Below are 19,840 nucleotides of genomic sequence, written 5' to 3' on the forward strand. Positions count from 1 at the left end.
ACCATCATACAGGGATTTAGTGGTGTCATATTCCGGCGTACCCTTCGCAGCCGCAAACTGTGTCATTTTTCTTTGCACTATTCACATTGTGTGACATCATTTAGTTAGAAACAAGGTGTGAACATGGGAAAATTTAATAATATTTTTAAATCACTACGACAGACCCATGGATATTCTCAGGCTGATTTATCAGAAGCATTGGATATTTCAAAAAGCTCTATTAGTATGTACGAAAACGGTAATAGAAAGCCGGATTATGAGACTTTATAACAAAACCTTTAACAGGTAAATTGGATGTAAATGGAGTGGAAACCCCAACAATTAAACCACCGTTTTATTCGCAAACCTGGTTTATCGTTCTAATGATGTTTTGTTGTTGCTTTCCTGTTGGTTTATTTCTCATGTGGAAATATAAAAAATTCAATAAACCTATGAAAATTATTCTTACTGTGCTATTCGCACTTGGCATTATAGCTGCAATAGCTATTAGCAATAATTCCTCCACTGAAAAACCAACCTCATCAGTTTCCTGTGAAAAAGAAGTGGATAATATAACTGATTCCCAATCAAATGAAGCCGAAACAGAAACTGAAAGTACTGTTGCCGGCAATCGGGAGGCTGCCACTGAAGCTGACAGGCAGATTTACGATATCATAATGTCTGCGGACGCAGATTATCAGACCCTTACCAGAATAATGAGTACGGATGGTGTGTCAATTGTAGATTTATATGATACAGCTAAAACTGCTGAAAATAATTTCAGGATATATTGGGGAAACATCGATTCTGTTAAATGTGATGGTATAAAGGAATATAAAGAGGCAGCTAAAAATTATATCCTTAATCTGCAATCCATTGCATCCTCAACAAAAAAATATGTGGATAAACAGAACATACAAGATTTATCTGATGCAAAAGCAGGTATGGAAAACTCAACAAATTATGCCATATTAGTTGTTGGCGCACGCCTAGGTTTTTTAACTGCTTCCGGATTTAGTGATGAGGAGGCCATGCAGATCATAGCCCCCGAGTCTGAGGATACAACAGGATAATCAAGTTCGGCCGGATGCCTGTGGGGCCATCTAAGGAATTCCAGATTGTCTGGGTTCTGCCCTATGAACCGCTGCAATCCTGAACATGAAAAATAAATAAGCGGCCCCTGTTACCGGCAGGAGCCGCCCTCACATCGATTTTCCCTTACCAGGGTGTGTTTGAGGCCCGCTGTAAGGATGCCAGGGTGTGTCAACTGAAAACCGGCCACATGGTTCCCGAATCTCCCGACCGCCTTCATAAGAGCTAAAGGATGCAATGGGATTGTCCGGTGTCACATACCGCATCCCGTCCCTGGTGGTAATCATAAGGTAAACCTCATAACGCATCCTGTCTCCCTGGGGAATATGTACACCCCGGCTGCCATTGACCTGGCAGGTAAGCAGATTGTCCAGATATATCTCGTCCAATGTTTCCTGCCTATCCCTTCCGGGGAATTGATGACAAAGGACGGTGTAATGGAATCCATCAGGCCGGTGACCATGGCGCCTCCTTTGCCGCGGCATCAGCCATTCTCATCCAGAACCTCCCGCACCACTTTAAGTATCTCAGGCGTAACCTTAATCATCCGCTGGCGTTTGGACACCTTAACCACTGCATCCTCAAAATCCATTTCATCCCGCCCTGTCATGGCGTCACGCATAAGAACATAATAGAGCATCAGCCCACGTATTTCCACCCAGGGCAGCTTAGAAGCCAGCTCCTTTTCAACCGCTTTCTTCTGCTCATTCCCTCCGGGAAAGATGCGGTACAGATAATCCCGCTCATCCCTCTCCCGCTCTTCCCTGCTTTTAAATTCAAGTCCAAATAAACTCATGGTTCCCTCCTGTGTATTCTCTGATATGCCGTGCACCAGCCCTATGACCTAATATCAGTATAAAATCCACGGCAGGGAACGTCAAGGACATCTTTACTCCCCCTCCCTCGCCGTCTCTGTTGCGTAGAACACATCACGGTCCAGTGAACCGTCCTGGCTGGCCACGATGGTGGTGCATACCGCATCCCCAGTTATATTGACAGCTGTCCTGCTCATATCCAGGATACGGTCAATCCCCATAATAAGCGCAATGGCTTCCACAGGAAGCCCTACGGATGCAAATACCATGGAAAGTGTGATAAGTCCCACCCCCGGCACGCCTGCTGTCCCGATGGAGGCCAGGGTGGCGGTGAGTATGACGGTCAGGTAATCCGCCGCCGACAGGTGGATTGCAAATGCCTGGGCCGCAAACACCACGGCCACACCCTGCATGATGGCCGTGCCATCCATATTGATGGTTGCCCCTAAGGGAATGGTAAATGAGGATACCCGCTTGGACACGCCCATTTTCCTGTGAAGGGTCTCAATCGACATGGGTATGGTTGCATTGGAGGTGGCTGTGGAGAATGCAAATCCCATGACCGGCAGGAATTTTTTCAGGAACACCCTTGGGCTTAGGCCTGTAAACATCCTGAGTATGACCATATAAACCACCACACACTGTATGGCCAGGGCAAGGATCACACCTGCCATATATTTAAGCAGCGGGACAAACGCGTCAAAACCAATTCCGGAAAATGTCCTGGCTGTCAGGCAGAACACGCCGTATGGCGCCAGCTTCATGACCATCACGGTCATCTGCATCATCACATCATTGAACTGTCCGAAAAAGTTACCTACTGTCTCAGCGCTTTCGCCCAGACCTGCCAGAATGATGCCCACAAACAGCGCAAACAGGATAATGGACAGCATGTGACCGCTTGCCAGGGCATGGATTGGGTTGGTGGGTATGATGTCCAGAAGGGTGTCTGCCAGCCCGGCCCGATCCGCAATGGATACATCCGCCACCTCAATGGATGACATATCAAGCCCCTGTCCCGGATTGATCACATTGGCGGTAAGTATGGCAGCCGTTATGGCCAGGGCGGTGGTGGCCAGGTAAAAGCCCAGGGTCTTGACGCCTATCCGCCCCAGCTTCCTGGTATCACCCATGGCCATGCTGCCGCAGACCAGGGAGCAGAATACCAATGGGACCACCAGCATCTGCATCAGCCGCAGGAACCCATTGCCAATTACATATAAAATGCCGTCTATCATCAGGGCGTCCCTGAAAGGTCCTGCCGGCACCAAATAGTGGAACAGGATTCCGGCAGCCGCCCCCAGGAGAAGGCCGATGAAAATTGCAGTGGTAAGCCCCGGTTTCCGCCTCGCACTATCTTCCATCTCCTGCCTCACCCCATCATCCGTCTCCCGCTTCAAACCATCATCCATCTCCCGCCTCATCTTCCCTGCCTCCCATCCATACCGGCCGCCCCGGGGGCCGGGCGCCTGTTCCTCCACTGCTCCATATATGCTTCCAGCATGACCCTCCAGTCAGGCAGCAGGGAAATGCCGGAAATCCGCAGCATCATGTTATCCAGTACACTGTAGGAAGGCCGCAGGGCATTCAGGCGGTCATGGCCTCCCCGGACCTGTACCACCGCTGCGCCGGTTCCTGACAGGCGCACGGCCTCCCTGGCAAATTCGTATCTGCTGCAGCTTCCCTGGCCTGTCACATGGTACAGACCGTCCTCCCCATGATACATCAGTTCCACTGCCTTTGCAGCCAGTTCCTCCGCCCCTGTGGGCGCCGCGTACTGGTCCGGGTCCGCCTGTATGACCTGACCCTGTTCCGCCATTTGGAGGATCTGCCCCAGGTAGGGGCTCCCTGCCCCAAATATCCAGGAGCTTCTGATGATAATATGCCTGCTGCAGAATTCCCTTACAAAGTTCTCCCCTGCAAGCTTTGATTTTCCATAAACGGTCTGTGGATTGGGGGTATCAAATTCCGTATACGGCACCTGGCTGTCCCCGTCAAATACATCATCCGTGGAAAACTGCACCAGCCTTGCCTTCCCCATCCTGGCGGCCACGCTGAGATTCCTTGCGCCCAGGGCATTTACCTTATACGCAAGCTCCGGATCCTGCCGGCACTGGTCCGGGTCCGTAAGTCCCGCGCAGTTAATGATAAAATGCGGTCGGTTCATCCCCGCATACTCCATCACGTCCCCGGATACCGTAATATCCACTGAATCCACATCCGTCAGGAGAAGCTCCACCGACCCTGACCTTAATAGACCTGTCATCTTACGCCCGACCCTTCCGTTTGCACCGCATATCCATATTTTCTGCATATCTTCTCTGCCTTCCTGTACTTTATCTTACTATTATTATGTACCAAAGGCGTAAAAAAACGGCATCCGGAGATAATTTCCCCGGATGCCGGTCTATATGCCGGATGGATGGCTGGTTCCAGCTGTCCCAGGCCAAGTCATTTCCTTTCATTGTGTATTTCAAATTCATTTTCAATCTCTTCCAATATATGCGCGTAACGGCAGAATTCCGCTTCCAGCCATTCCCTGTTCTCCGGCTGTTTTTTATAGCACACCCTGTGCTCCATACTGGCCCAGAAGTCCATGGCCATGGTCCTGAACTGCACTTCCACTGGGAAATACTCCATGGTATCCAGGCAGTACACGGGTATGCCTAAAACCAGGTGCAGGCTTCTGTAGCCATTGGGTTTGGGTGATTGTATGTAGTCCTTTTCCTTTATTACTACCAGATCCGTCTGCCGTTTCAGGATATTTACCATATTATAGATATCATTCACAAAATAACAAATCACACGTATGCCTGCAATGTCCTGAAGTTCATTCCTGGCATTGACGATGCTGTCCGTAAATCCAAGACGCCTGAGCTTATCCTCAATACTCCTTTTTTCCTTGAGCCGGCCCTGGATATTATGGATGGGGCCGGAAACGTTTTTTTCTTTATACAGGCTGTGATTTAAAACCTCCAGACGGGTATTCATCACACGCCTTGCATCCTCATAGGGCTTGATTAAATCATAATATTGCTCATTGGTCATCTTGGCCCCTGCCTCCCTGTCATTTTCTTTTCACCGGCATGCCTTAACACGCCCTTATCATCCACATATCCTGAACGTAATTCTGTCATTTCCATATTAAATCAGCATACAGGGGATTTGTGAGTATTTTGTGATAGGATTCTGAAATTTTCATTAGGATTCTATGGAAAAACAAAAGAAAAACAGTTGCCGCCTGTTACTGCTTAATACCACTTACAGCAAATCAAAAATAGCCGCAGCCCCTCATAAACAGGAGACTACGGCTATTTTTCCATAACTGGGCCGGCGGGATTCGAACCCTCGAGTGCAGGAGTCAAAGTCCTGTGCCTTACCGCTTGGCGACGGCCCAATAAATCCGGATAAAAAAAAATTCCCGGTAAGGGAAGGGTGAGTAGAGGGATTCGAACCCTCGGCCTCCAGAGCCACAATCTGGCGCGATAACCAACTTCGCCATACCCACCATAATGATTTTATTCGCTTTTCAGAGCTTGCGCTCAATGAGCCTGAAGGGATTCGAACCCCCGACCCACGGCTTAGAAGGCCGTTGCTCTATCCAACTGAGCTACAGACTCATGCTCGCTGACAACTTACCATGATGCCACACTTTGTCCGTCTACCGTTGTCAACGAGTCATAGTTTACCATAGGTTCTGTAAGATTGCAAGCACTTTTTTAATTTTTTTCCGGGTTTTGCCGGGAATACGCTGCCGGACAGCTTCCGCTCCCCTATATTGTTCCTTCCATCATGGCAGACACGTCCACAATCCCCTCTTTACCTGCCTGGATTACCTCTGCCGGCAGCTGTTCAAAGGGAACATTCCCACGCATGAACACGGCCTGGACAATGGACGCCATGTTGGCTCCCGCCACCACCTTGAGATTCCTGCCCATTGGTTCTGCCAGCAGCTGCACCGCCACGTTAAAGGGCGAACCGCCCAGAATGTCCGTCATCAGGAGCACGTCCTCTGATTCCAGGGCATTTATGGCCTGGATCATGTGGGACTTAAGTTCCTCCACGCCCTCTCCCTCTGTAAAGTTAACAACCTGTACCTGCTCCGGCGCTCCGGCCACCAGCCGGATGGCGCTCATCACGCCCTCCGCATACTGTCCATGGCCTGTCACTACAATCCCTGTCACTTGAATTCCTCCTGATATCTATTGTATTCTCCCCTTTTTTGGACAGCTGCCCTGAGGGCAGCCGGTTATGCGTAGAACCCGCTCATGTATCCGATACCGGTCAGTATGGCTGCCAGGAACAGGATTAGTCCCATCAGCTTAAGGGGCGACCATTTCTTCTTGGCATACAGCCAATACACGCCCAGGGTCAGCCCTAAAGGCACAAGCCGCGGGAAAATGTTGTTGATGGTAGCGTCCGCATTAAAAATTACCTGTCCTGCCAGTACCTCCCCGGTAGCGGCGTCAAACACATCCTTCACAATCTGGAACGGGATGGAACAGCTGACAAAGGACGCGGTAAGGGCGCCCACTACCAGAAGCCCCATGAAGTTCATGGAATTGGTGAGGATATCCATTTTTCCGGTTGCCATGAATCCGGACATGCCCTCCAGACCAGACTTATATCCAAAGTAGAATAATTTTCTGGACAGGATGCAGGTCAGTACCGGATAGGCCAGCAGGTATATGGCGGCGCCCACCCATGCCATGGAGCTGTCCAGACCCTGTGAAATGGACATGCATATGGTCAGGAGGATGGGGATGATGGTGGCCACCCACAGGGAATCGCCGATAGCGGATGTGGGACCAATCAGGGCCACCTTAACGGTGTTAATCACATCCGGCGTGCACTGGCCATTGGCATTGGCTTCCTCCATGCCGCATACAATGCCGTTACAGATGGAGCCTACCTGTGCCTCTGTGTTGAATAGGGTCACGTGGCGTTTCAGGGCCTCGGCTTTTTCCTCTTTGCTGTCATACAGTTCATCCACAACAGGAGCCATGGCCTGGCCAAAGGCCAGCCCCAGCATACTCTCTGCCTGCTGGGAGCAGCCATTCCAGAAAAACCAGTTCCAGAAAGATTTATCCAATGTTTTTTTACTTAACTGCCTGCTCATGCCCTTGCCTCCTTCTGCCCAATCTGAAACACATAGTAAATCACTGCCAACAGGGTTGCGATAACAGCCACTGCCATGGTGTTTAAGTTAAAATACGTTACAAGTACAAAACCCAGCAGGAAAATGCATATCTGCCACTGCTTTTTTAACAGGAACGAGATGATGATCCCCATTCCAAGGGCAGCCATCATGCCGCCGAAGGTGCTGAGCAGGGTCGTAAGCCAGCCCGGTATCATGGATGCAAAGTCAGCCTGTGCCGATGCAGCCGTCATGGTGGTAAGAAGGATGACGGCCGGGATAAAACGGCATGCCAGGCCAATCAACTGCCCGCACACAACGTTGGGGATATACATCTTTCCTGTTTCCCCTGCCTCAGCATATTTGTTGGCAAGGCGGTTTAAAGGCAGGTTCAGGGCATAGGACAGGTTCCACACCATCTGTCCCACCAGGCCGCCGATTCCCGCGAATACCACGGCCAGGCCAATTACCTGTGTGCTTTCCATACCCTTTCCGAATACCAGGGCTCCGGCCGTGCCTATGTAGGTGGCATAGGATAAATCCCAGGCCACTGCGCCGCCCGGTGTCACATTGCCCATGTACATGATCTGCAGGGCAATGCCCACAATCATGGCGGTCTGAAGGTCCCCCATAATCACGCCCACCACAAAGGATGCAACCAGCGGCCGCCCCAGGGTATACCAACCAATGGTATTGCCTACAATGGAGCCAATGGAACCCAGATACACGAACAGTGAAATTGCTATAATCTGTATGACGCTCATTTCTTCCCCTCCTATAAGCTATATTGTTTTCTTAAATGCTTCCCACGTTGTCCTGGCCGATGTGGGCAGCTGATGGAAAAATACCTCCAGTCCCTGATCTGCAAACCCGTCCAGTATCTCCACATCCTGGTCGCTTAGGTAGAATATCCCCGTGGCCCCGTCCAGCTTATGCCTGGAATCCTCCTTTTTAGCCAGGTTTCCCAGCATGATAGCCTTGGCCCCTCCTATCTCTTCCTTAAAGGCTGTCAGGACCTGGGGCTGCTTCACAATCATCAGCCGGTTTCCGCTTCCCGGGGTTTTCAGTATTTCCTTTGCCTCCTGTGTTGTGACAATGTGTGTCTTGTAGGTGCTTGGCACGCCCATGGTCATGATGGTCTTGAGCATGGGATTCTTGGCGCTCACATCGTCCACTGCCACGATTTCCTTAATCTGCAGTGTGGGGCACCATGCCACGATGGTCTGCCCATGTATCAGCCTGTCGTCAATTCTTACATACAAATCTGCCATTGCAGTTCCTCCTTTCAGGCACGGCCGTGCGCACCATCCAAACATTTCCTGACAAATCCTTTGTGGATTTCCAGACGTTCCTTTGCTTCTTTGGCGTTTATTCCCGCCAGGATCATGACAATGGCAGCTTTAATCCCTCCATCTGCCTCTAAAAGGGCTGCCTGCGCAGCCTCCTCCGTGCAGCTGCATGCCATGGATACAATCCGTTTGGCCCGCTCCACCAGTTTCAGGTTAGTGGCCCGCATATCCACCATAAGGTTACCATATACTTTTCCGATTCCCACCATGGATGCAGTGGAAATCATGTTCAGGATCATCTTCTCTGCCGTGCCCGCCTTAAGCCTGGTGGATCCTGTGAGGATTTCCGGACCAGCGTCCACCTCGATGGCAATATCCGAATACGCCGAAAGCTCTGCCGGGCGGTTGCAGGAAAGCCCCACGCAGCACGCGCCTGCCTCCCGGGCATATTCCAATGCGCCGATGCAGTACGGGGTGCGGCCGGAGGCAGAAAGGGCCACCACCACATCCCGCTCATCCACCTTCAGGTGTTCCAGGTCTTTCCTGGCTTCCTCCTTGGAATCCTCCGCCCCCTCCTGGGCGCGGACAAAGGCCTTCTCACCTCCTGCAATGATTCCCACCACCTCGTCCGTGGTGGAAAATGTGGGCAGGCACTCAACCGCATCCAGGATTCCCAGCCTGCCGCTGGTCCCTGCCCCGGCGTAAACCAGCCTTCCGCCCTGATTCAGGGCGCGGATTACAGCTTCCACGGTTTCCCGGACCTGGGGCAGCACCTGCTTTACGGCCTCAATTACATTCTTATCCTCTTCATTCATCACGGTCAGCAGTTCCCCCACACTCATAAGGTCCAGATCCAGTGTCCTGGGATTCCTGCTCTCTGTCTTTAAACCGGATAATACTTCCTTATCCTTTCCCTTCAGTCCTACCATAAGCGTTCCTCTATCTGGCTTGCATACATGTAGCCCACTGTATTGCAATCATTTCCTGATTCAATTCCCCTTACCTTCAGGTTGGTGGTATAGTAAGGGATATACGGGAAATCATTGATTTCCCCCTTAAATACCTGGTACTCCTTAAGGGCCCTGAACCACTGATCCGTCTCCTCGCCGCTGAGGCTGTAATATGCCTGGGGGATAAAGCCCTGCAGGTCCTCGAAGGTCTCGCCGTACACAAGCCTGATGGGATTCCCCTTTTTCCTTAGATGCTTTACGGCCAGGGTCACTGCGTCATGGGTATTGATATGTCTTGGGTGCATGGAACCGCGCCAGTGGGTAATCACCAGTTCCACCTTTTCCTCTTCAAAATATGCCTCCAGCCTCCCAGCAAAATCCTCCAGGGAAGGCATGCTGCTTGACACATAACCCAGCCATATGGTATCGCCGCCCAGGGCCCTGGCCGCCCTTTGGTTCTGGTCCAGCAGCGATTCAAGATACGCCTGTTTTTCCTCTTCCGTTGCATCGGGGTCCTCCAGCCTGCCCTGGGTTACATGAACCAGGGTACAGTGGCTGCCCTGCTTAGCATATTTTAAGATCAAAGGGCCGCCAAGCAGTTCCGCATCCAATGAATGTGCCCCAATACTTACCACACGTTTTGCAATTTCCATTTCCTGTTCCCTCCCTTATATATCCTTCCGGTAATCCTTAAATGTCCTGAACACATGGACCCCATGGCGTTCATAGAACCTGCGGCCAGGGTCGTCCGTGGACACAAAATACAGATGATAAATCCCCCTCTTTTCCATCTCCAGCTGGGCCAGGTCAAAGAGGATGCTGCCAAGTCCCTGGTTCCTTACACGCTCCGCTGTTCCTATGGGTCCAAAGCGCATGGGATTTTCATCAATCATCCTGGTACAGAACCCGCATATCCTATCCTCTTTATCCAGGACCAGCAGGATGCAGTCCTCGGCCCGGTCATGCTGCATGGTCAGCAGGCAGTTGCGCTTCCATCCTCCGCCGAACTCATCGCGGGCAAAATTCAGCAAATCCACCGCGTACTCATAAGAAAACATCTTAAAATGGAATCCCGCCTCATTGGCCTTTTTCAGCCTCTCCTTTGTCCCATCCGACAGCCGGTAGCCGTGCAGGTCCTTGCACATGGAATAGCTGGTCTTCCCCTGCACATAACCGTGCTTTTCAAAAAATGCCGCCCCTGCCGCATAATTTTCAGTATCCACGCCAGGGAAAAAGTAACTTGGGCTGTAGGCCGCCAAAGTGATGTTCTTTGCCCCCCTTGCCTTCAGATCCGCCTCCGCCCTCATGAGGAGCTTTGTGCCGATTCCTTTGCCCTGGTATTCCCCTGCCACGAACATCGCGTTAATCCATCCGCGCTCAGGCTCCGTGCCACGTTCCAGATACGGAAACTTCCGTTTGGTGGCCAGCAGAAATCCCGCTGTCTTCCCATCCTCCCGGGCCACATAACACAGATCCGAATCAAAGTTGTCGTCCAAAAGCGCCTGCTGGCGGAATTTATGTACGGTTATGGGGTCTGCAAAAAGCTCCTGGTTCCAAAGTTCCACCACCTGGGCTTCATATGCCTGGTTATAGGTTAAGAGTTCCATGATAGTCCCTTCCTTCCTTAATATAATTAGAAATGTTCATATGATATCCTTTGTTATTACATTGCTTTTGAGCCTGGATATATTTTTCTCATAATTATTCTTCACATATGCTGTAAACAGTATGTCAATGATGTTCAGCTGGGATATCCTGGACGCGGTTGCCGCCGTCCTCACCAGCAGTTCCTTGGCCGACACATACAGTTTGCAGTCAGCCAGACGGGTCAGTTCATTCTCCGCAAACCTGGTCACCGTGATGATTGGGACATCCTTTTCCTTCAATATCCTGGCACAGGTCAGCATTTCCTTGGTAAGGCCTGAGTAACTGAATATGACAGCCACATCCTCCTTGGTAAGGTTCCTGGCGCACACAAGCTGGGAATGCCAGTCATCATTGCAGATGCAGGGCTTGTTGAGCCTTAGGAACTTAAGATACATGTCCCTGGCAGCCAAAAGCGATGAGCCGATTCCAAACAGACCTATGGTCTTTGCCTTCTCAAGGATATCCACACAGCTTTGCAGTTCATCCAGATCCACTAATTTACGCGTGTCCTCCAGAGCCTGTATGCTTCTGTATGTGACCTTATCCACAATATCCTTCAGTCCGTCATCCCGGCTGATTTCCGTGCTGATATCCTTACGCGCCTCGCTGCGCAGTGCAATTTCATAATTCAGGGAGCTGCTGAATTCCTTATAGCCCCTGAATCCCAGCTTCTTGCACAGGCGGATGATTGTGGCTGCCGAGGTATAGGTCCTCTCAGCCAGCACATGGATGCTGAGCTTGGATGCTTCCTCCGGCTTTTCAAGCAGGTACCGGACCAGGTCCTTCTCCGCCCCGTTGGCCTGCACCCTGTATTCCTGCAGTCTTACCAATACATTTTTCATCGTATCCCCATCCTTACTTTTAATTATAAGAAATGAAACTAAATTGTCAATAAATCTATTATATAACGAAACTTTGTTTCAATCAATGTAACAATTATTCCTTTCGGAATAAATTGTTTGAAACTTCTTAACAATTCCTCCCCCTGTCAAGGCAATACCATTGTATCCCAAGCAATAAAAAACAGACAGTGGGATTCCCTTCTGTCTGTTTTCCAATCAAAGTATAAGCGCCGGCTTCACCGTCATCTGCGCGGCGGTGCAGGCCTGTCTGAACATTGCTTTCCGTCAGATACGCGTCCCACGGTCCCGGAACCGGGCATGTGGATGTCTCATTTATAAAGCAGGTATAGGAGGATAAGCACTACAATAGCTATCAGGATCACATTGGCATAGGATTTTTTCTCCTCATAACGCGTACCGGGAACGTAATCATACCTGCCGCGTCTTCTGCCAGGCGCGGGCGGCTGTTTACGATCCTTTTTCGGTCTTTCCTTCATCCTGGCCGGCCGCTTCTCTTCCAGTTCTTTTTTAATCTTCTGGCGCAGGAGAAAGTCTTCGTCAATTATATGGTCGCAATTAACACAATAAACTGCATTTTTGTCATCCGGAAGTTCGCTTCCGCAGTATGGGCATTCTCTCATAATCATCCGGGCATGTGCACAGCTTCGGTTATCCCCGTATTTCCCCTTTCCTATATTCATGTTTCAGCGTATACCATTAATACAGATAACGAAAATCTTATATCACAAACAATCCAATTATATAAAATTATACATCATATAACCGCTATTTACAATCAAAAGAATCCTGCGGATTTTCTGGGAGCGGTTTAAAAAAACGGCTTCCGGCGCATAAAAAAAAGCCCATAAGGCTTTTCCTAAAGCAGGTGATGGGAATCGAACCCACGTATCTAGCTTGGAAGGCTAGTGTTCTACCATTGAACTACACCTGCATATATGCAATTCATGCTGCTGTAAATCGGGGTGACAGGATTCGAACCTGCGACCTCCTGGTCCCAAACCAGGCGCTCTAGCCAAGCTGAGCCACACCCCGGCACCGGCATGATATACCTGTTATTCTCTCCCGTCTCACGACGCAAGGATTATTATATACTATGCCGGTAAGAATGTCAATGTGATTTTTATTTTTTATCAGCCCTGCAGCTGCCGCATCTGCCTGCTATCATCTGCCGCATCTGCCTGCTGTTATCTGCCTTCCAGGTACAGGGGAATTAAAACCTGCAGGTAATCGTCAATACACGGATATTCCTCCCGATTGCTTTCATACTCCGCCAGGCTGTCGTATATGGGATACAGATTCGCAATACCGGTCTGCCTGTCCAAAAGCTGTTTTGCCGCGGTCCCATCCCCGTGTCCGGCTTCCCTGTAAATCCTGGCCTGCACCGCACGGACAATGGCCTCGTCCGTTATCCTGTACCACGGCATATTTACATAGATGGAAGAAGTATAATCAGCAGGGTTTTTATTGCCGGCCAGCGACTGGATCAGCTCCTGCTGCAGTTCCACCCCCGGATTGATGAATGGGTGAAGGCTTTCATGGATGGTCGTTTCCAACATGTCCTGAATATGAAAGTTTCCGTCATAACCCAATGGGGACTGATAACTCAAAAAATACATGTCCCCATTGACAGGAATCTGGTGGAAGGAAGCATTATTCCGGGATTTGTATACGGAAAGGCATGTGGCGTAATGCAGGGTCTGTTGTGGAAACAACTTGTCCTTTGTTCCCGTATATGATTCCGCCGCATTAAAATACGTGATTACAGGCACGCCTGCCATCCCGCTTTGGATATGCTGTTCCAGCTGCCGGTGAATGGCCGAACGCTCAAAAAAAGCAGCGGCATGCGTGTCATCATAAAACTGGTGCAGGTTCTCCAAAAAATTATAGAATGCCTCATCGGTCTGAAAGACATAGGACTGGATGTTCCCTATGCATTCACCTTTTTCTTTTGACGACACTGCATATTGAAGAAGGGGCACATATACATTCATGGATGCATTCATCCCCTGTCCGTCCACAAATGCTCCCAGGTCCCGTATGAAGGCATGGTCTTTATAGGGCGAAAAGTATTCTATGGTTTCCTCATAGTCAACCATTGCATCTGCCGGAAAGAGATATGGGCTGCCAAAATCAAAATATAAGCCGCAGGCAATCAGATAGGTATCAATCAGCTCGCTGTAAGAGACGGAATAAGGAGCCTCGGTATACAGATCCTTCATCAGCGCATCGCTGTCCCACAAGGCGGTAGTCCTTGATTCCGGGCTGCTGTCTGAATGACCGGTGTGTGGTTCCGGGCTGCTGTCTGAATGACCGGCGGTCAGTGATGGGGCGGCAGTTCCTCCATGATTCATCTGACTGCAGCCTGTTAACAAGACCATGAATGCCAGTATCACCGAAACCATCATTCTTCTCACCATGCATACCTGCCTTTCGTCATATTGTCCGTCAGCCGCGCCGGCCTTACAGGAAATTAAGCGCAAAGTGGGCCTCCCCTTCCTTATCAATCTCCATCAGCATGTAGGATGGCCGGTGTCCGTCCTGCCTTGGATAGGAAAGACTTCCGGGATTCAGTACTATCAGGTCCTTATCCCCGGGCTTTCTGCTAACCTCATAAAAAGGCCGGTGTGTATGGCCGTACATGGCAATGTCAAAGCCCCTGGCCCTGGCCTCCTCGGCTAGATATTCAGCGCCCACGGAAACATTATAGTAGTGCCCATGGGTCAGAAGGGTCCGGTAGCGTCCGATCATGATATCCTTTTCCCTGTCCAGACAGGAGAAAAAGTCATTGTTGCCCAGGATCATCTCCAGGTCGCAGCCTTCATTGACCCAGGTGGCAATCATGTGCTCGCTGCCTTCCGCATCCCCCAGATGGATCAGCATATCCAGGGGACCTGACCGCGCAATAACCTGCTTCAGGTTTTCATCCTTTCTATGGGTATCACTGACAATTAATATCTTCATCCTGCGTCCTCCCCATCTTTCTTAAGCACTTCTTCAAGAGCCGTCTTCATGGCCCTCAGCGCCTTTCCCCTGTGGCTGATTTTATTTTTCTCTTCCATGGAGATTTCAGCCGAGGTCATGCCGTATGCGGGAAGATAAAGAATCGGGTCATAACCAAAGCCTCCCTGTCCCGCAGGCTCATCTGCAATCAGGCCTTCCATGGTCTCCTCTGTGTGGAGCACCTGGCCGCCCGGCAGGACCGCGGCTATGTTGCACACGAACCGTGCACTCCGCTCCTGCCCCGCTGCGTGCTTCAGCCTGTCAATGATATTCCTGTTCTTTATCTCATAGGAGGTATCCTCCCCCATATATCTGGCTGAGTAAATGCCCGGTTCCCCGCCGAGATGGTCCACCACCAGGCCGGAATCATCCGCAAGCACAATGTCCCCTGTCAGGTTCCACACCGCCCTTGCCTTAATCTCGGCGTTCTCCCCGAAGGTCGCCCCATCTTCCACAATCTCAGGCTCTGCCCCGGCCTCCTTCATGGACAGCACAGGCAGTCCCAAATCCGCCAGCAGCACCCTTATCTCCCGCATCTTCCCTTCATTGCCGGTTGCAAATATTATTCTATGTCCCATTTCCTCAATCCTCATCTGTTATTCCACCCTGCCAGCCGCTGGCGCGGCCCTGTGCAGCGCCACGCTAATCCGTATATGCCTTCAGGCAGAGATTGCACTTCTGTGTTTCTTCCACATGTTCCCAGACACTGCCGTTATGGCTCAGATACCCCTCCCCGTCCGACAGGTCCACCTGGGCAATGCCGTCCCCTGCATCGTATTCAATGGCAACCGGATGAACGGTTCCCGGTGTTTTTATTTTTATAATTATAGCAAATTTTTCGTTATCATCCAATCTTATTTTTTCTTTCAGGGGCACGGTATAATAACCTGCGTTGGCAAGCTTTCCCCTAACCACCGCAGTCCGGTCATTAAGGGCCCTCTCCATCCCGCGGCTCCCTGCTTCCGGCAGGTTCCGGGCCACGTATATCTCATATTCCGTATCCTTATCCGTTGCGTAGAATCCGGCAGCAGCCAGTTCTTCCCCTTTCCCGGCCTTGTAGGTATTGGCAAACCATGCCTGGTCCTGGCCGTATCCGATCTGCCCAACCCAGCCGCACAGGTCGCTTTGGTATATCTTTTTATAATTGTCCACCGGTTCCACACCTGTGTAGACAATGTTGTGCACACCGATATTGCTGTCATAGTAGGATACATAAAAATATCCCTGTTCCCCGAAATCTTCTCCCCAGCTGTTCGTACAGATAAACGCCCCATCCCCCTCAAGCTCCATGTTAAAATTTTCTTTTGGGAAATTGTCGTCCCAGCCCACGATTACAGAATCGTGATTGGGCTGTTCATTGCCAATGTAGCAGTATGAATTGGTTTCCCGGTTATAGTACACAGACTCACTTTCATAATCCCGCATGGATGTGAACAGGGAACTTTGGACACCTCCTTTTAAGTATACGGCGCGTTTAACCGCGTCATAATCCTTTGGGCCAAGGACCTGTATCTCCTGTACATGCTTTGAGGGCTTCAGATTGTCCGGTGAATACCCATCCCCATAGGGATCCTCCGATTCCGGCACAGGCCCCTGCCATGCCAGCAGATACGCCATGGACATGGTATATTCCCCGCCCTCGTCCTGTCCCAGCAGAAAGCTGTTGTGCATGGTCATATGGTCCACGGCAAAGGTCTCCCTGTCCGTTGGCAGAAGCGAGGATTCCAGAGCTGTAAGGGAGGCAAATGCCCAGCATGTGCCCAGTGAACCCTGGTTGCCGATCTGGGGCGCCCGGCCCGTTTTCCTGTAGTCATAGGACTCCGGAAGTCTTATGTCAGCTCCCCTGCCCCGGTTCCAGGTGTAGGGGAATCCGTCCCCCCGGTCCCCGCCGGATGGTCCGCCGGCTCCCGGCAGTCCATCCGTGCCAAGACTTCCCTGGCCCTCCGGTCGTCCATCCGTGCCAGGGCTTCCCTGGCCCTTCGGTTGTCCATCCGCGCCGGATATCCCTTGACCCTGGCCCTCCGGATATCCATCCGCGCCGGATATCCCCTGTCCCTGGCCCTCCGGATATCCATCTGTACCGGATATCCCCTGTCCCTGGCCTTCTGGCCCTCCTGTACCGCCATGGCCTGAATCCGCTGGTCCTGAATCTTTGTTTTCGTTTGAACCGCTGCCGTTTTCGGCCGCGCCTTCAGCTCCTGAGCCGTCCGCCGGTCCCTCTAACCCCTGCCCTCCCCCAAAAAGACGTGAACATCCGGCCGAGTTACCTGCCAGGATCAGGCCCAGCAGGATCAGCATCAGCCGTTTTCTCTGTCTGTATGATAAAAAGGTATTGCTGTGTCTCAATTCTCTCTGCTCTCCTGACTTCGTCTGGGAGGTTTGGGACCCATAAACTGGTAAAAATATGTTTTCATCATTCCATTATAAATTTTACGGTTCTTGTCCGCTTTCCGCCCGATGTATTTCTCAGCATCCTCATAGGAAGTGATAAGATACATGGACCATGCGTCAAGGGCAGCATAGCGCTCCCCGATTTCACGGTACAGCGCCGGAAGGTTGGATTTATCCTCAATCCGCTCACCGTAAGGCGGATTCGTTAAAATGAAACCATACTTCTTAGGATGGCTCAGGGCGCTGACCGGCCTCTGCTGGAAGTGTATCATATCAGCCACTCCCGCGGATTCCGCATTGGACCTGGCCGCCTTCACGATATCGCCGTCAATGTCATATCCCTGGATATCCACCTTTATATCCGTATCCACCAGTTCATTGGCCTCATCCATGGCCTCATACCAACATTTACGTTTAATCAGATTCCTCCATTCTTCTGAAAGGAAGGAGCGGTTCATCCCCGGCGCCATGTTGGCTGCCAGCATGGCCGCTTCAATGGGAAATGTCCCGCTGCCGCAGAACGGGTCCACCAGAATCCGGTCCCTGTTCCACGGTGTAAGCATAATCAGGGCAGCGGCCAGGGTCTCCGTAATGGGAGCCTTGCTGGTCAGTGTCCTGTATCCCCGCTTGTGCAGGGAATCCCCGCTGGTGTCAATGCCCACCGTCACCATGTCCTTGTACAGGAAAACGCGCAGGGGGTAACTGGCTCCATTTTCAGGGAACCAGGTGACGCCGTAATGCTTTTTCAGCCGCTCCACCATTGCCTTTTTCATGATGGACTGGATATCTGACGGGCTGAACAGCTTACTTTTAATAGAAGATGCCTTGGCAACCCAGAACTTGCCATCCTCCGGGATATACTCCTCCCACGGTATGGCCCTTGTGCCCTGGAACAGCTCTTCGAATGTTTCCGCTTTAAAACATCCTGCTTTTAACAGCACGCGTTCCGCGGTGCGCAGGAAAATATTTGCCCGGCATACGGCCTCGTCGTCCCCGATAAAGGTGACGCGTCCGTCCTCCACCTGGGAAATCTCATATCCCAGATCCAGTATCTCTTTTTTCAGCACCGCCTCCAGGCCGAAATGGCAGGGTGCAATCAGTTCATATGTCTTCAATCAATTATCCTCTCCGCATATTACAGCTTAATTTCTTTTACCATAGCCCCGTCCAGGGTAAGGATGGAGAAAACGCCGTCCTCCAGCATGGCATAGGTGTTGGGGTTGCCTCCCTTGGGTATGGAAACCGATCCCGGGTTCAGCACCGTGATGGTCCCGCAGGCCCCGGTGTCCACCCTCTCTGCCTTCAGCAGATGGGTGTGTCCATGGACCAGTATATCGCCCGCCTTCATGGGCGGCAGGTTATCCTGGTTATATACATGGCCATGGGTTGCATACAATGTCCTGCCGTCTATGACAAACAGTCCGTAATCCGCCATGATAGGGAAGTCAAGCACCATCTGGTCCACCTCCGTGTCACAGTTTCCCCTGACCGCGCAGATTTCATTCTTCATGGGGTTTAACATGGCAATGACTTCCTTGGGCGCATATTCCTTTGGCAGGTCATTGCGGGGACCGTGGTACAGTATGTCACCCAGAAGGACCAGACGCCCTGCCCCTGACCTTCCATATATATCCAGCAGCCGCCTGCAATAGTACGCAGACCCGTGTATATCTGATGCAAACATTATTTTCATAGGTTCATCCTCCAATAACAGGGTTTTGTCCTGAAATTTCAATGCATTTCTATTCTATAGCCGATGCAGGCCTTCTGTCAATGTATTTCCCCCGGTAATTCAACATTCCGCCGGCCAGATCCACTGCCTCATACCCCATTCTCCACAGGTCGCGGCAGGCCAGCATGCTCTTGGCCCCCCTGTCGCAGTAAAACACCACGGCGCCGTCCTTTCTTATCCGGTCCAGACAGCTTTCCAGGTCCTCAAAAGGAATGTTCACGCTTCCCCATATCCGGTCCCTCTCAAACATCCATGGCTCGCGCAGATCCACAAGCTGCGCCACCTTTCCCTGCTCCATCCATTCATCAAACTGTCTATATGATATCATTGGAAATGTCGTCATTTCCCATTCACCTGCCCTTTCCTTTACGTCCGGCAGGCCGGGTACCTTTCAGGATAAGCTCCTGTGAATCCGGGGCCAGCCTGTCAGACGTGTCCTATTACCAGTATATGCAGCCAGGTCCCCAAGGTGCCGGACAGGCTGCCTGGAATCAAAAAAAGCCCGGCAGGATTATGGTGATTTCCTGTTCAGGCAGCTGGATTAACAGTAGGTATACAACAGAAAAGGCCACCGTTTTCAACCGGTAGCCTTCTCCTTCCATTCCGGTATGCACCGGAATGCAGCCAATCTTAGTAGTTTGAGTCGTTTCTGCTGCTGTTCTGGCTGCTGTTCTGTGAACTGTTCTGAGAATAGTTCTGGGAGTTGTTCCTGGAGCTATTCTGAGAGCTGTTCTGGGAATTGTTCTGGGAGCTGTTCCTGGAGCTGTTCTTAGAACTGTTCTGGCTGTTGTTCTGTGAACTGTTCTGGCTGTTGTTCCTGGAGCTGTTCTGGCTGTTATTCTGCTGATTCATGTTGCTGCTGTTTCTTGAGCTGTTTTCCATGTCGTTGCTGTAGTTATTATTAGACATTTTCACTACCTCCTAAAAACACTTTTTTTGTTACAG

General features: G+C 51.0%; 24 protein-coding genes and 5 tRNA genes. 2 read left to right on the forward strand and 27 right to left on the reverse strand.

Features of this window, described 5'->3' with window-relative positions; all coding sequences use genetic code 11:
* Positions 1–123 precede the first annotated feature (123 nt).
* The gene (locus DWX59_RS03060) at positions 124–270 is read left to right on the forward strand and encodes a helix-turn-helix domain-containing protein (protein ID WP_227116419.1); all 147 of its coding nucleotides are present in this window, start codon (positions 124–126) and stop codon (positions 268–270) included.
* Positions 271–431: 161 nt separating this feature from the next.
* Positions 432–1,052, forward strand: a complete 621-nt coding sequence (locus DWX59_RS03065) for a hypothetical protein (RefSeq protein ID WP_147325739.1) — start codon at positions 432–434, stop codon at positions 1,050–1,052.
* A 129-nt stretch (positions 1,053–1,181) separates the two neighbouring features.
* On the opposite strand, the gene DWX59_RS28510 is transcribed toward DWX59_RS03065, so the two are convergent.
* The 27 genes from DWX59_RS28510 to DWX59_RS03200 all read right to left on the reverse strand — a co-directional run bounded on the left by DWX59_RS28510 (position 1,182) and on the right by DWX59_RS03200 (position 19,804).
* A complete protein-coding gene (locus DWX59_RS28510; RefSeq protein WP_147325741.1) occupies positions 1,182–1,460 on the reverse strand; it encodes a hypothetical protein in 279 nt (92 codons plus the stop codon).
* Positions 1,461–1,555: 95 nt separating this feature from the next.
* Entirely contained in the window at positions 1,556–1,867 is a 312-nt protein-coding gene (locus DWX59_RS03075; protein ID WP_117556147.1) for a hypothetical protein, read from the reverse strand.
* A gap of 93 nt (positions 1,868–1,960) precedes the next feature.
* The gene (locus tag DWX59_RS03080) at positions 1,961–3,250 is read right to left on the reverse strand and encodes a dicarboxylate/amino acid:cation symporter (RefSeq protein ID WP_117557215.1); all 1,290 of its coding nucleotides are present in this window, start codon (positions 3,248–3,250) and stop codon (positions 1,961–1,963) included.
* A 56-nt stretch (positions 3,251–3,306) separates the two neighbouring features.
* Positions 3,307–4,200: a dTDP-4-dehydrorhamnose reductase gene (gene rfbD, locus DWX59_RS03085; protein WP_117556149.1), complete on the reverse strand. Its 894-nt coding sequence runs from the start codon at positions 4,198–4,200 to the stop codon at positions 3,307–3,309.
* A 137-nt stretch (positions 4,201–4,337) separates the two neighbouring features.
* Positions 4,338–4,934 carry a GTP pyrophosphokinase gene (locus tag DWX59_RS03090; protein ID WP_117556151.1) on the reverse strand — a complete coding sequence of 199 codons (597 nt, stop codon included), beginning with the start codon at positions 4,932–4,934 and terminating at the stop codon, positions 4,338–4,340.
* Positions 4,935–5,211: 277 nt separating this feature from the next.
* Positions 5,212–5,283: transfer RNA gene (locus DWX59_RS03095), tRNA-Gln, on the reverse strand.
* A gap of 37 nt (positions 5,284–5,320) precedes the next feature.
* Positions 5,321–5,394, reverse strand: a tRNA-His gene (locus DWX59_RS03100).
* Between the two features lie 38 nt (positions 5,395–5,432).
* Positions 5,433–5,506 (reverse strand) — tRNA-Arg (locus tag DWX59_RS03105).
* Positions 5,507–5,659: 153 nt separating this feature from the next.
* Complete coding sequence (locus DWX59_RS03110; RefSeq protein WP_117556152.1) at positions 5,660–6,070, reverse strand: PTS sugar transporter subunit IIA; 411 nt, start codon at positions 6,068–6,070, stop codon at positions 5,660–5,662.
* Positions 6,071–6,135: 65 nt separating this feature from the next.
* Positions 6,136–7,005: a PTS system mannose/fructose/sorbose family transporter subunit IID gene (locus DWX59_RS03115; RefSeq protein ID WP_117556154.1), complete on the reverse strand. Its 870-nt coding sequence runs from the start codon at positions 7,003–7,005 to the stop codon at positions 6,136–6,138.
* The gene (locus tag DWX59_RS03120; RefSeq protein WP_117556156.1) at positions 7,002–7,787 is read right to left on the reverse strand and encodes a PTS mannose/fructose/sorbose/N-acetylgalactosamine transporter subunit IIC; all 786 of its coding nucleotides are present in this window, start codon (positions 7,785–7,787) and stop codon (positions 7,002–7,004) included. The genes DWX59_RS03115 and DWX59_RS03120 overlap by 4 nt, the downstream gene beginning before the upstream one ends.
* An 18-nt stretch (positions 7,788–7,805) precedes the next feature.
* Positions 7,806–8,294 (reverse strand): PTS sugar transporter subunit IIB, encoded by a 489-nt coding sequence (locus DWX59_RS03125; protein WP_117556158.1) that lies wholly within the window; start codon positions 8,292–8,294, stop codon positions 7,806–7,808.
* A 14-nt stretch (positions 8,295–8,308) separates the two neighbouring features.
* Positions 8,309–9,241: an N-acetylmuramic acid 6-phosphate etherase gene (gene murQ, locus DWX59_RS03130; protein WP_117556160.1), complete on the reverse strand. Its 933-nt coding sequence runs from the start codon at positions 9,239–9,241 to the stop codon at positions 8,309–8,311.
* A complete protein-coding gene (locus DWX59_RS03135) occupies positions 9,235–9,915 on the reverse strand; it encodes a PIG-L deacetylase family protein (RefSeq protein WP_117556161.1) in 681 nt (226 codons plus the stop codon). Before DWX59_RS03135 ends, murQ begins: the two co-directional genes overlap by 7 nt.
* 15 nt (positions 9,916–9,930) lie before the next feature.
* The gene (locus DWX59_RS03140; RefSeq protein ID WP_117556163.1) at positions 9,931–10,869 is read right to left on the reverse strand and encodes a GNAT family N-acetyltransferase; all 939 of its coding nucleotides are present in this window, start codon (positions 10,867–10,869) and stop codon (positions 9,931–9,933) included.
* A 36-nt stretch (positions 10,870–10,905) separates the two neighbouring features.
* Complete coding sequence (locus tag DWX59_RS03145) at positions 10,906–11,751, reverse strand: MurR/RpiR family transcriptional regulator (RefSeq protein ID WP_117556165.1); 846 nt, start codon at positions 11,749–11,751, stop codon at positions 10,906–10,908.
* A 329-nt stretch (positions 11,752–12,080) separates the two neighbouring features.
* Positions 12,081–12,392 carry a zinc ribbon domain-containing protein gene (locus DWX59_RS03150; RefSeq protein ID WP_117557217.1) on the reverse strand — a complete coding sequence of 104 codons (312 nt, stop codon included), beginning with the start codon at positions 12,390–12,392 and terminating at the stop codon, positions 12,081–12,083.
* Between the two features lie 240 nt (positions 12,393–12,632).
* Positions 12,633–12,703, reverse strand: a tRNA-Gly gene (locus DWX59_RS03155).
* A 26-nt stretch (positions 12,704–12,729) separates the two neighbouring features.
* A tRNA-Pro gene (locus DWX59_RS03160) sits at positions 12,730–12,804 on the reverse strand.
* 152 nt (positions 12,805–12,956) lie between these two features.
* Complete coding sequence (locus DWX59_RS03165; protein ID WP_117556167.1) at positions 12,957–14,252, reverse strand: DUF4932 domain-containing protein; 1,296 nt, start codon at positions 14,250–14,252, stop codon at positions 12,957–12,959.
* On the reverse strand, positions 14,233–14,733 hold the full coding sequence (locus tag DWX59_RS03170) for a YfcE family phosphodiesterase (RefSeq protein ID WP_117556169.1): 501 nt from the start codon (positions 14,731–14,733) through the stop codon (positions 14,233–14,235). Before DWX59_RS03170 ends, DWX59_RS03165 begins: the two co-directional genes overlap by 20 nt.
* Positions 14,730–15,350 carry an RdgB/HAM1 family non-canonical purine NTP pyrophosphatase gene (rdgB, locus tag DWX59_RS03175; protein WP_117557219.1) on the reverse strand — a complete coding sequence of 207 codons (621 nt, stop codon included), beginning with the start codon at positions 15,348–15,350 and terminating at the stop codon, positions 14,730–14,732. The genes DWX59_RS03170 and rdgB overlap by 4 nt, the downstream gene beginning before the upstream one ends.
* Before the next feature lie 64 nt (positions 15,351–15,414).
* On the reverse strand, positions 15,415–17,070 hold the full coding sequence (locus DWX59_RS03180) for a lectin like domain-containing protein (protein ID WP_117557221.1): 1,656 nt from the start codon (positions 17,068–17,070) through the stop codon (positions 15,415–15,417).
* 44 nt (positions 17,071–17,114) lie between these two features.
* Entirely contained in the window at positions 17,115–18,278 is a 1,164-nt protein-coding gene (locus DWX59_RS03185; protein ID WP_117556171.1) for a THUMP domain-containing class I SAM-dependent RNA methyltransferase, read from the reverse strand.
* A 20-nt stretch (positions 18,279–18,298) separates the two neighbouring features.
* Positions 18,299–18,856 (reverse strand): phosphodiesterase, encoded by a 558-nt coding sequence (yfcE, locus tag DWX59_RS03190; protein ID WP_117556173.1) that lies wholly within the window; start codon positions 18,854–18,856, stop codon positions 18,299–18,301.
* A 49-nt stretch (positions 18,857–18,905) separates the two neighbouring features.
* A complete protein-coding gene (locus DWX59_RS03195) occupies positions 18,906–19,238 on the reverse strand; it encodes a rhodanese-like domain-containing protein (protein ID WP_117556175.1) in 333 nt (110 codons plus the stop codon).
* Between the two features lie 287 nt (positions 19,239–19,525).
* Positions 19,526–19,804, reverse strand: a complete 279-nt coding sequence (locus DWX59_RS03200; RefSeq protein WP_117556177.1) for a hypothetical protein — start codon at positions 19,802–19,804, stop codon at positions 19,526–19,528.
* Positions 19,805–19,840: the final 36 nt, after the last annotated feature.

It is taken from the genome of Enterocloster aldenensis (assembly GCF_003434055.1).
In the GTDB taxonomy this organism is placed as follows: Bacteria; Bacillota; Clostridia; order Lachnospirales; family Lachnospiraceae; genus Enterocloster; species Enterocloster aldenensis.

Excerpts from the sequence above, each read along its gene's own strand:
- DWX59_RS03060 (WP_227116419.1), top strand. The coding sequence starts at position 124 with ATGGGAAAATTTAATAATATTTTTAAATCACTACGACAGACCCATGGA.
- DWX59_RS03065 (WP_147325739.1), top strand. The coding sequence starts at position 432 with ATGAAAATTATTCTTACTGTGCTATTCGCACTTGGCATTATAGCTGCA.
- DWX59_RS03075 (WP_117556147.1), bottom strand. The coding sequence starts at position 1,867 with ATGAGTTTATTTGGACTTGAATTTAAAAGCAGGGAAGAGCGGGAGAGG.
- DWX59_RS03080 (WP_117557215.1), bottom strand. The coding sequence starts at position 3,250 with ATGGAAGATAGTGCGAGGCGGAAACCGGGGCTTACCACTGCAATTTTC.
- rfbD (WP_117556149.1), bottom strand. The coding sequence starts at position 4,200 with ATGCAGAAAATATGGATATGCGGTGCAAACGGAAGGGTCGGGCGTAAG.
- DWX59_RS03090 (WP_117556151.1), bottom strand. The coding sequence starts at position 4,934 with ATGACCAATGAGCAATATTATGATTTAATCAAGCCCTATGAGGATGCA.
- DWX59_RS03115 (WP_117556154.1), bottom strand. The coding sequence starts at position 7,005 with ATGAGCAGGCAGTTAAGTAAAAAAACATTGGATAAATCTTTCTGGAAC.
- DWX59_RS03120 (WP_117556156.1), bottom strand. The coding sequence starts at position 7,787 with ATGAGCGTCATACAGATTATAGCAATTTCACTGTTCGTGTATCTGGGT.
- DWX59_RS03125 (WP_117556158.1), bottom strand. The coding sequence starts at position 8,294 with ATGGCAGATTTGTATGTAAGAATTGACGACAGGCTGATACATGGGCAG.
- murQ (WP_117556160.1), bottom strand. The coding sequence starts at position 9,241 with ATGGTAGGACTGAAGGGAAAGGATAAGGAAGTATTATCCGGTTTAAAG.
- DWX59_RS03135 (WP_117556161.1), bottom strand. The coding sequence starts at position 9,915 with ATGGAAATTGCAAAACGTGTGGTAAGTATTGGGGCACATTCATTGGAT.
- DWX59_RS03140 (WP_117556163.1), bottom strand. The coding sequence starts at position 10,869 with ATGGAACTCTTAACCTATAACCAGGCATATGAAGCCCAGGTGGTGGAA.
- DWX59_RS03145 (WP_117556165.1), bottom strand. The coding sequence starts at position 11,751 with ATGAAAAATGTATTGGTAAGACTGCAGGAATACAGGGTGCAGGCCAAC.
- DWX59_RS03150 (WP_117557217.1), bottom strand. The coding sequence starts at position 12,392 with ATGAGAGAATGCCCATACTGCGGAAGCGAACTTCCGGATGACAAAAAT.
- DWX59_RS03170 (WP_117556169.1), bottom strand. The coding sequence starts at position 14,733 with ATGAAGATATTAATTGTCAGTGATACCCATAGAAAGGATGAAAACCTG.
- rdgB (WP_117557219.1), bottom strand. The coding sequence starts at position 15,350 with ATGGGACATAGAATAATATTTGCAACCGGCAATGAAGGGAAGATGCGG.
- DWX59_RS03180 (WP_117557221.1), bottom strand. The coding sequence starts at position 17,070 with ATGCTGATCCTGCTGGGCCTGATCCTGGCAGGTAACTCGGCCGGATGT.
- yfcE (WP_117556173.1), bottom strand. The coding sequence starts at position 18,856 with ATGAAAATAATGTTTGCATCAGATATACACGGGTCTGCGTACTATTGC.
- DWX59_RS03195 (WP_117556175.1), bottom strand. The coding sequence starts at position 19,238 with ATGACGACATTTCCAATGATATCATATAGACAGTTTGATGAATGGATG.
- DWX59_RS03200 (WP_117556177.1), bottom strand. The coding sequence starts at position 19,804 with ATGTCTAATAATAACTACAGCAACGACATGGAAAACAGCTCAAGAAAC.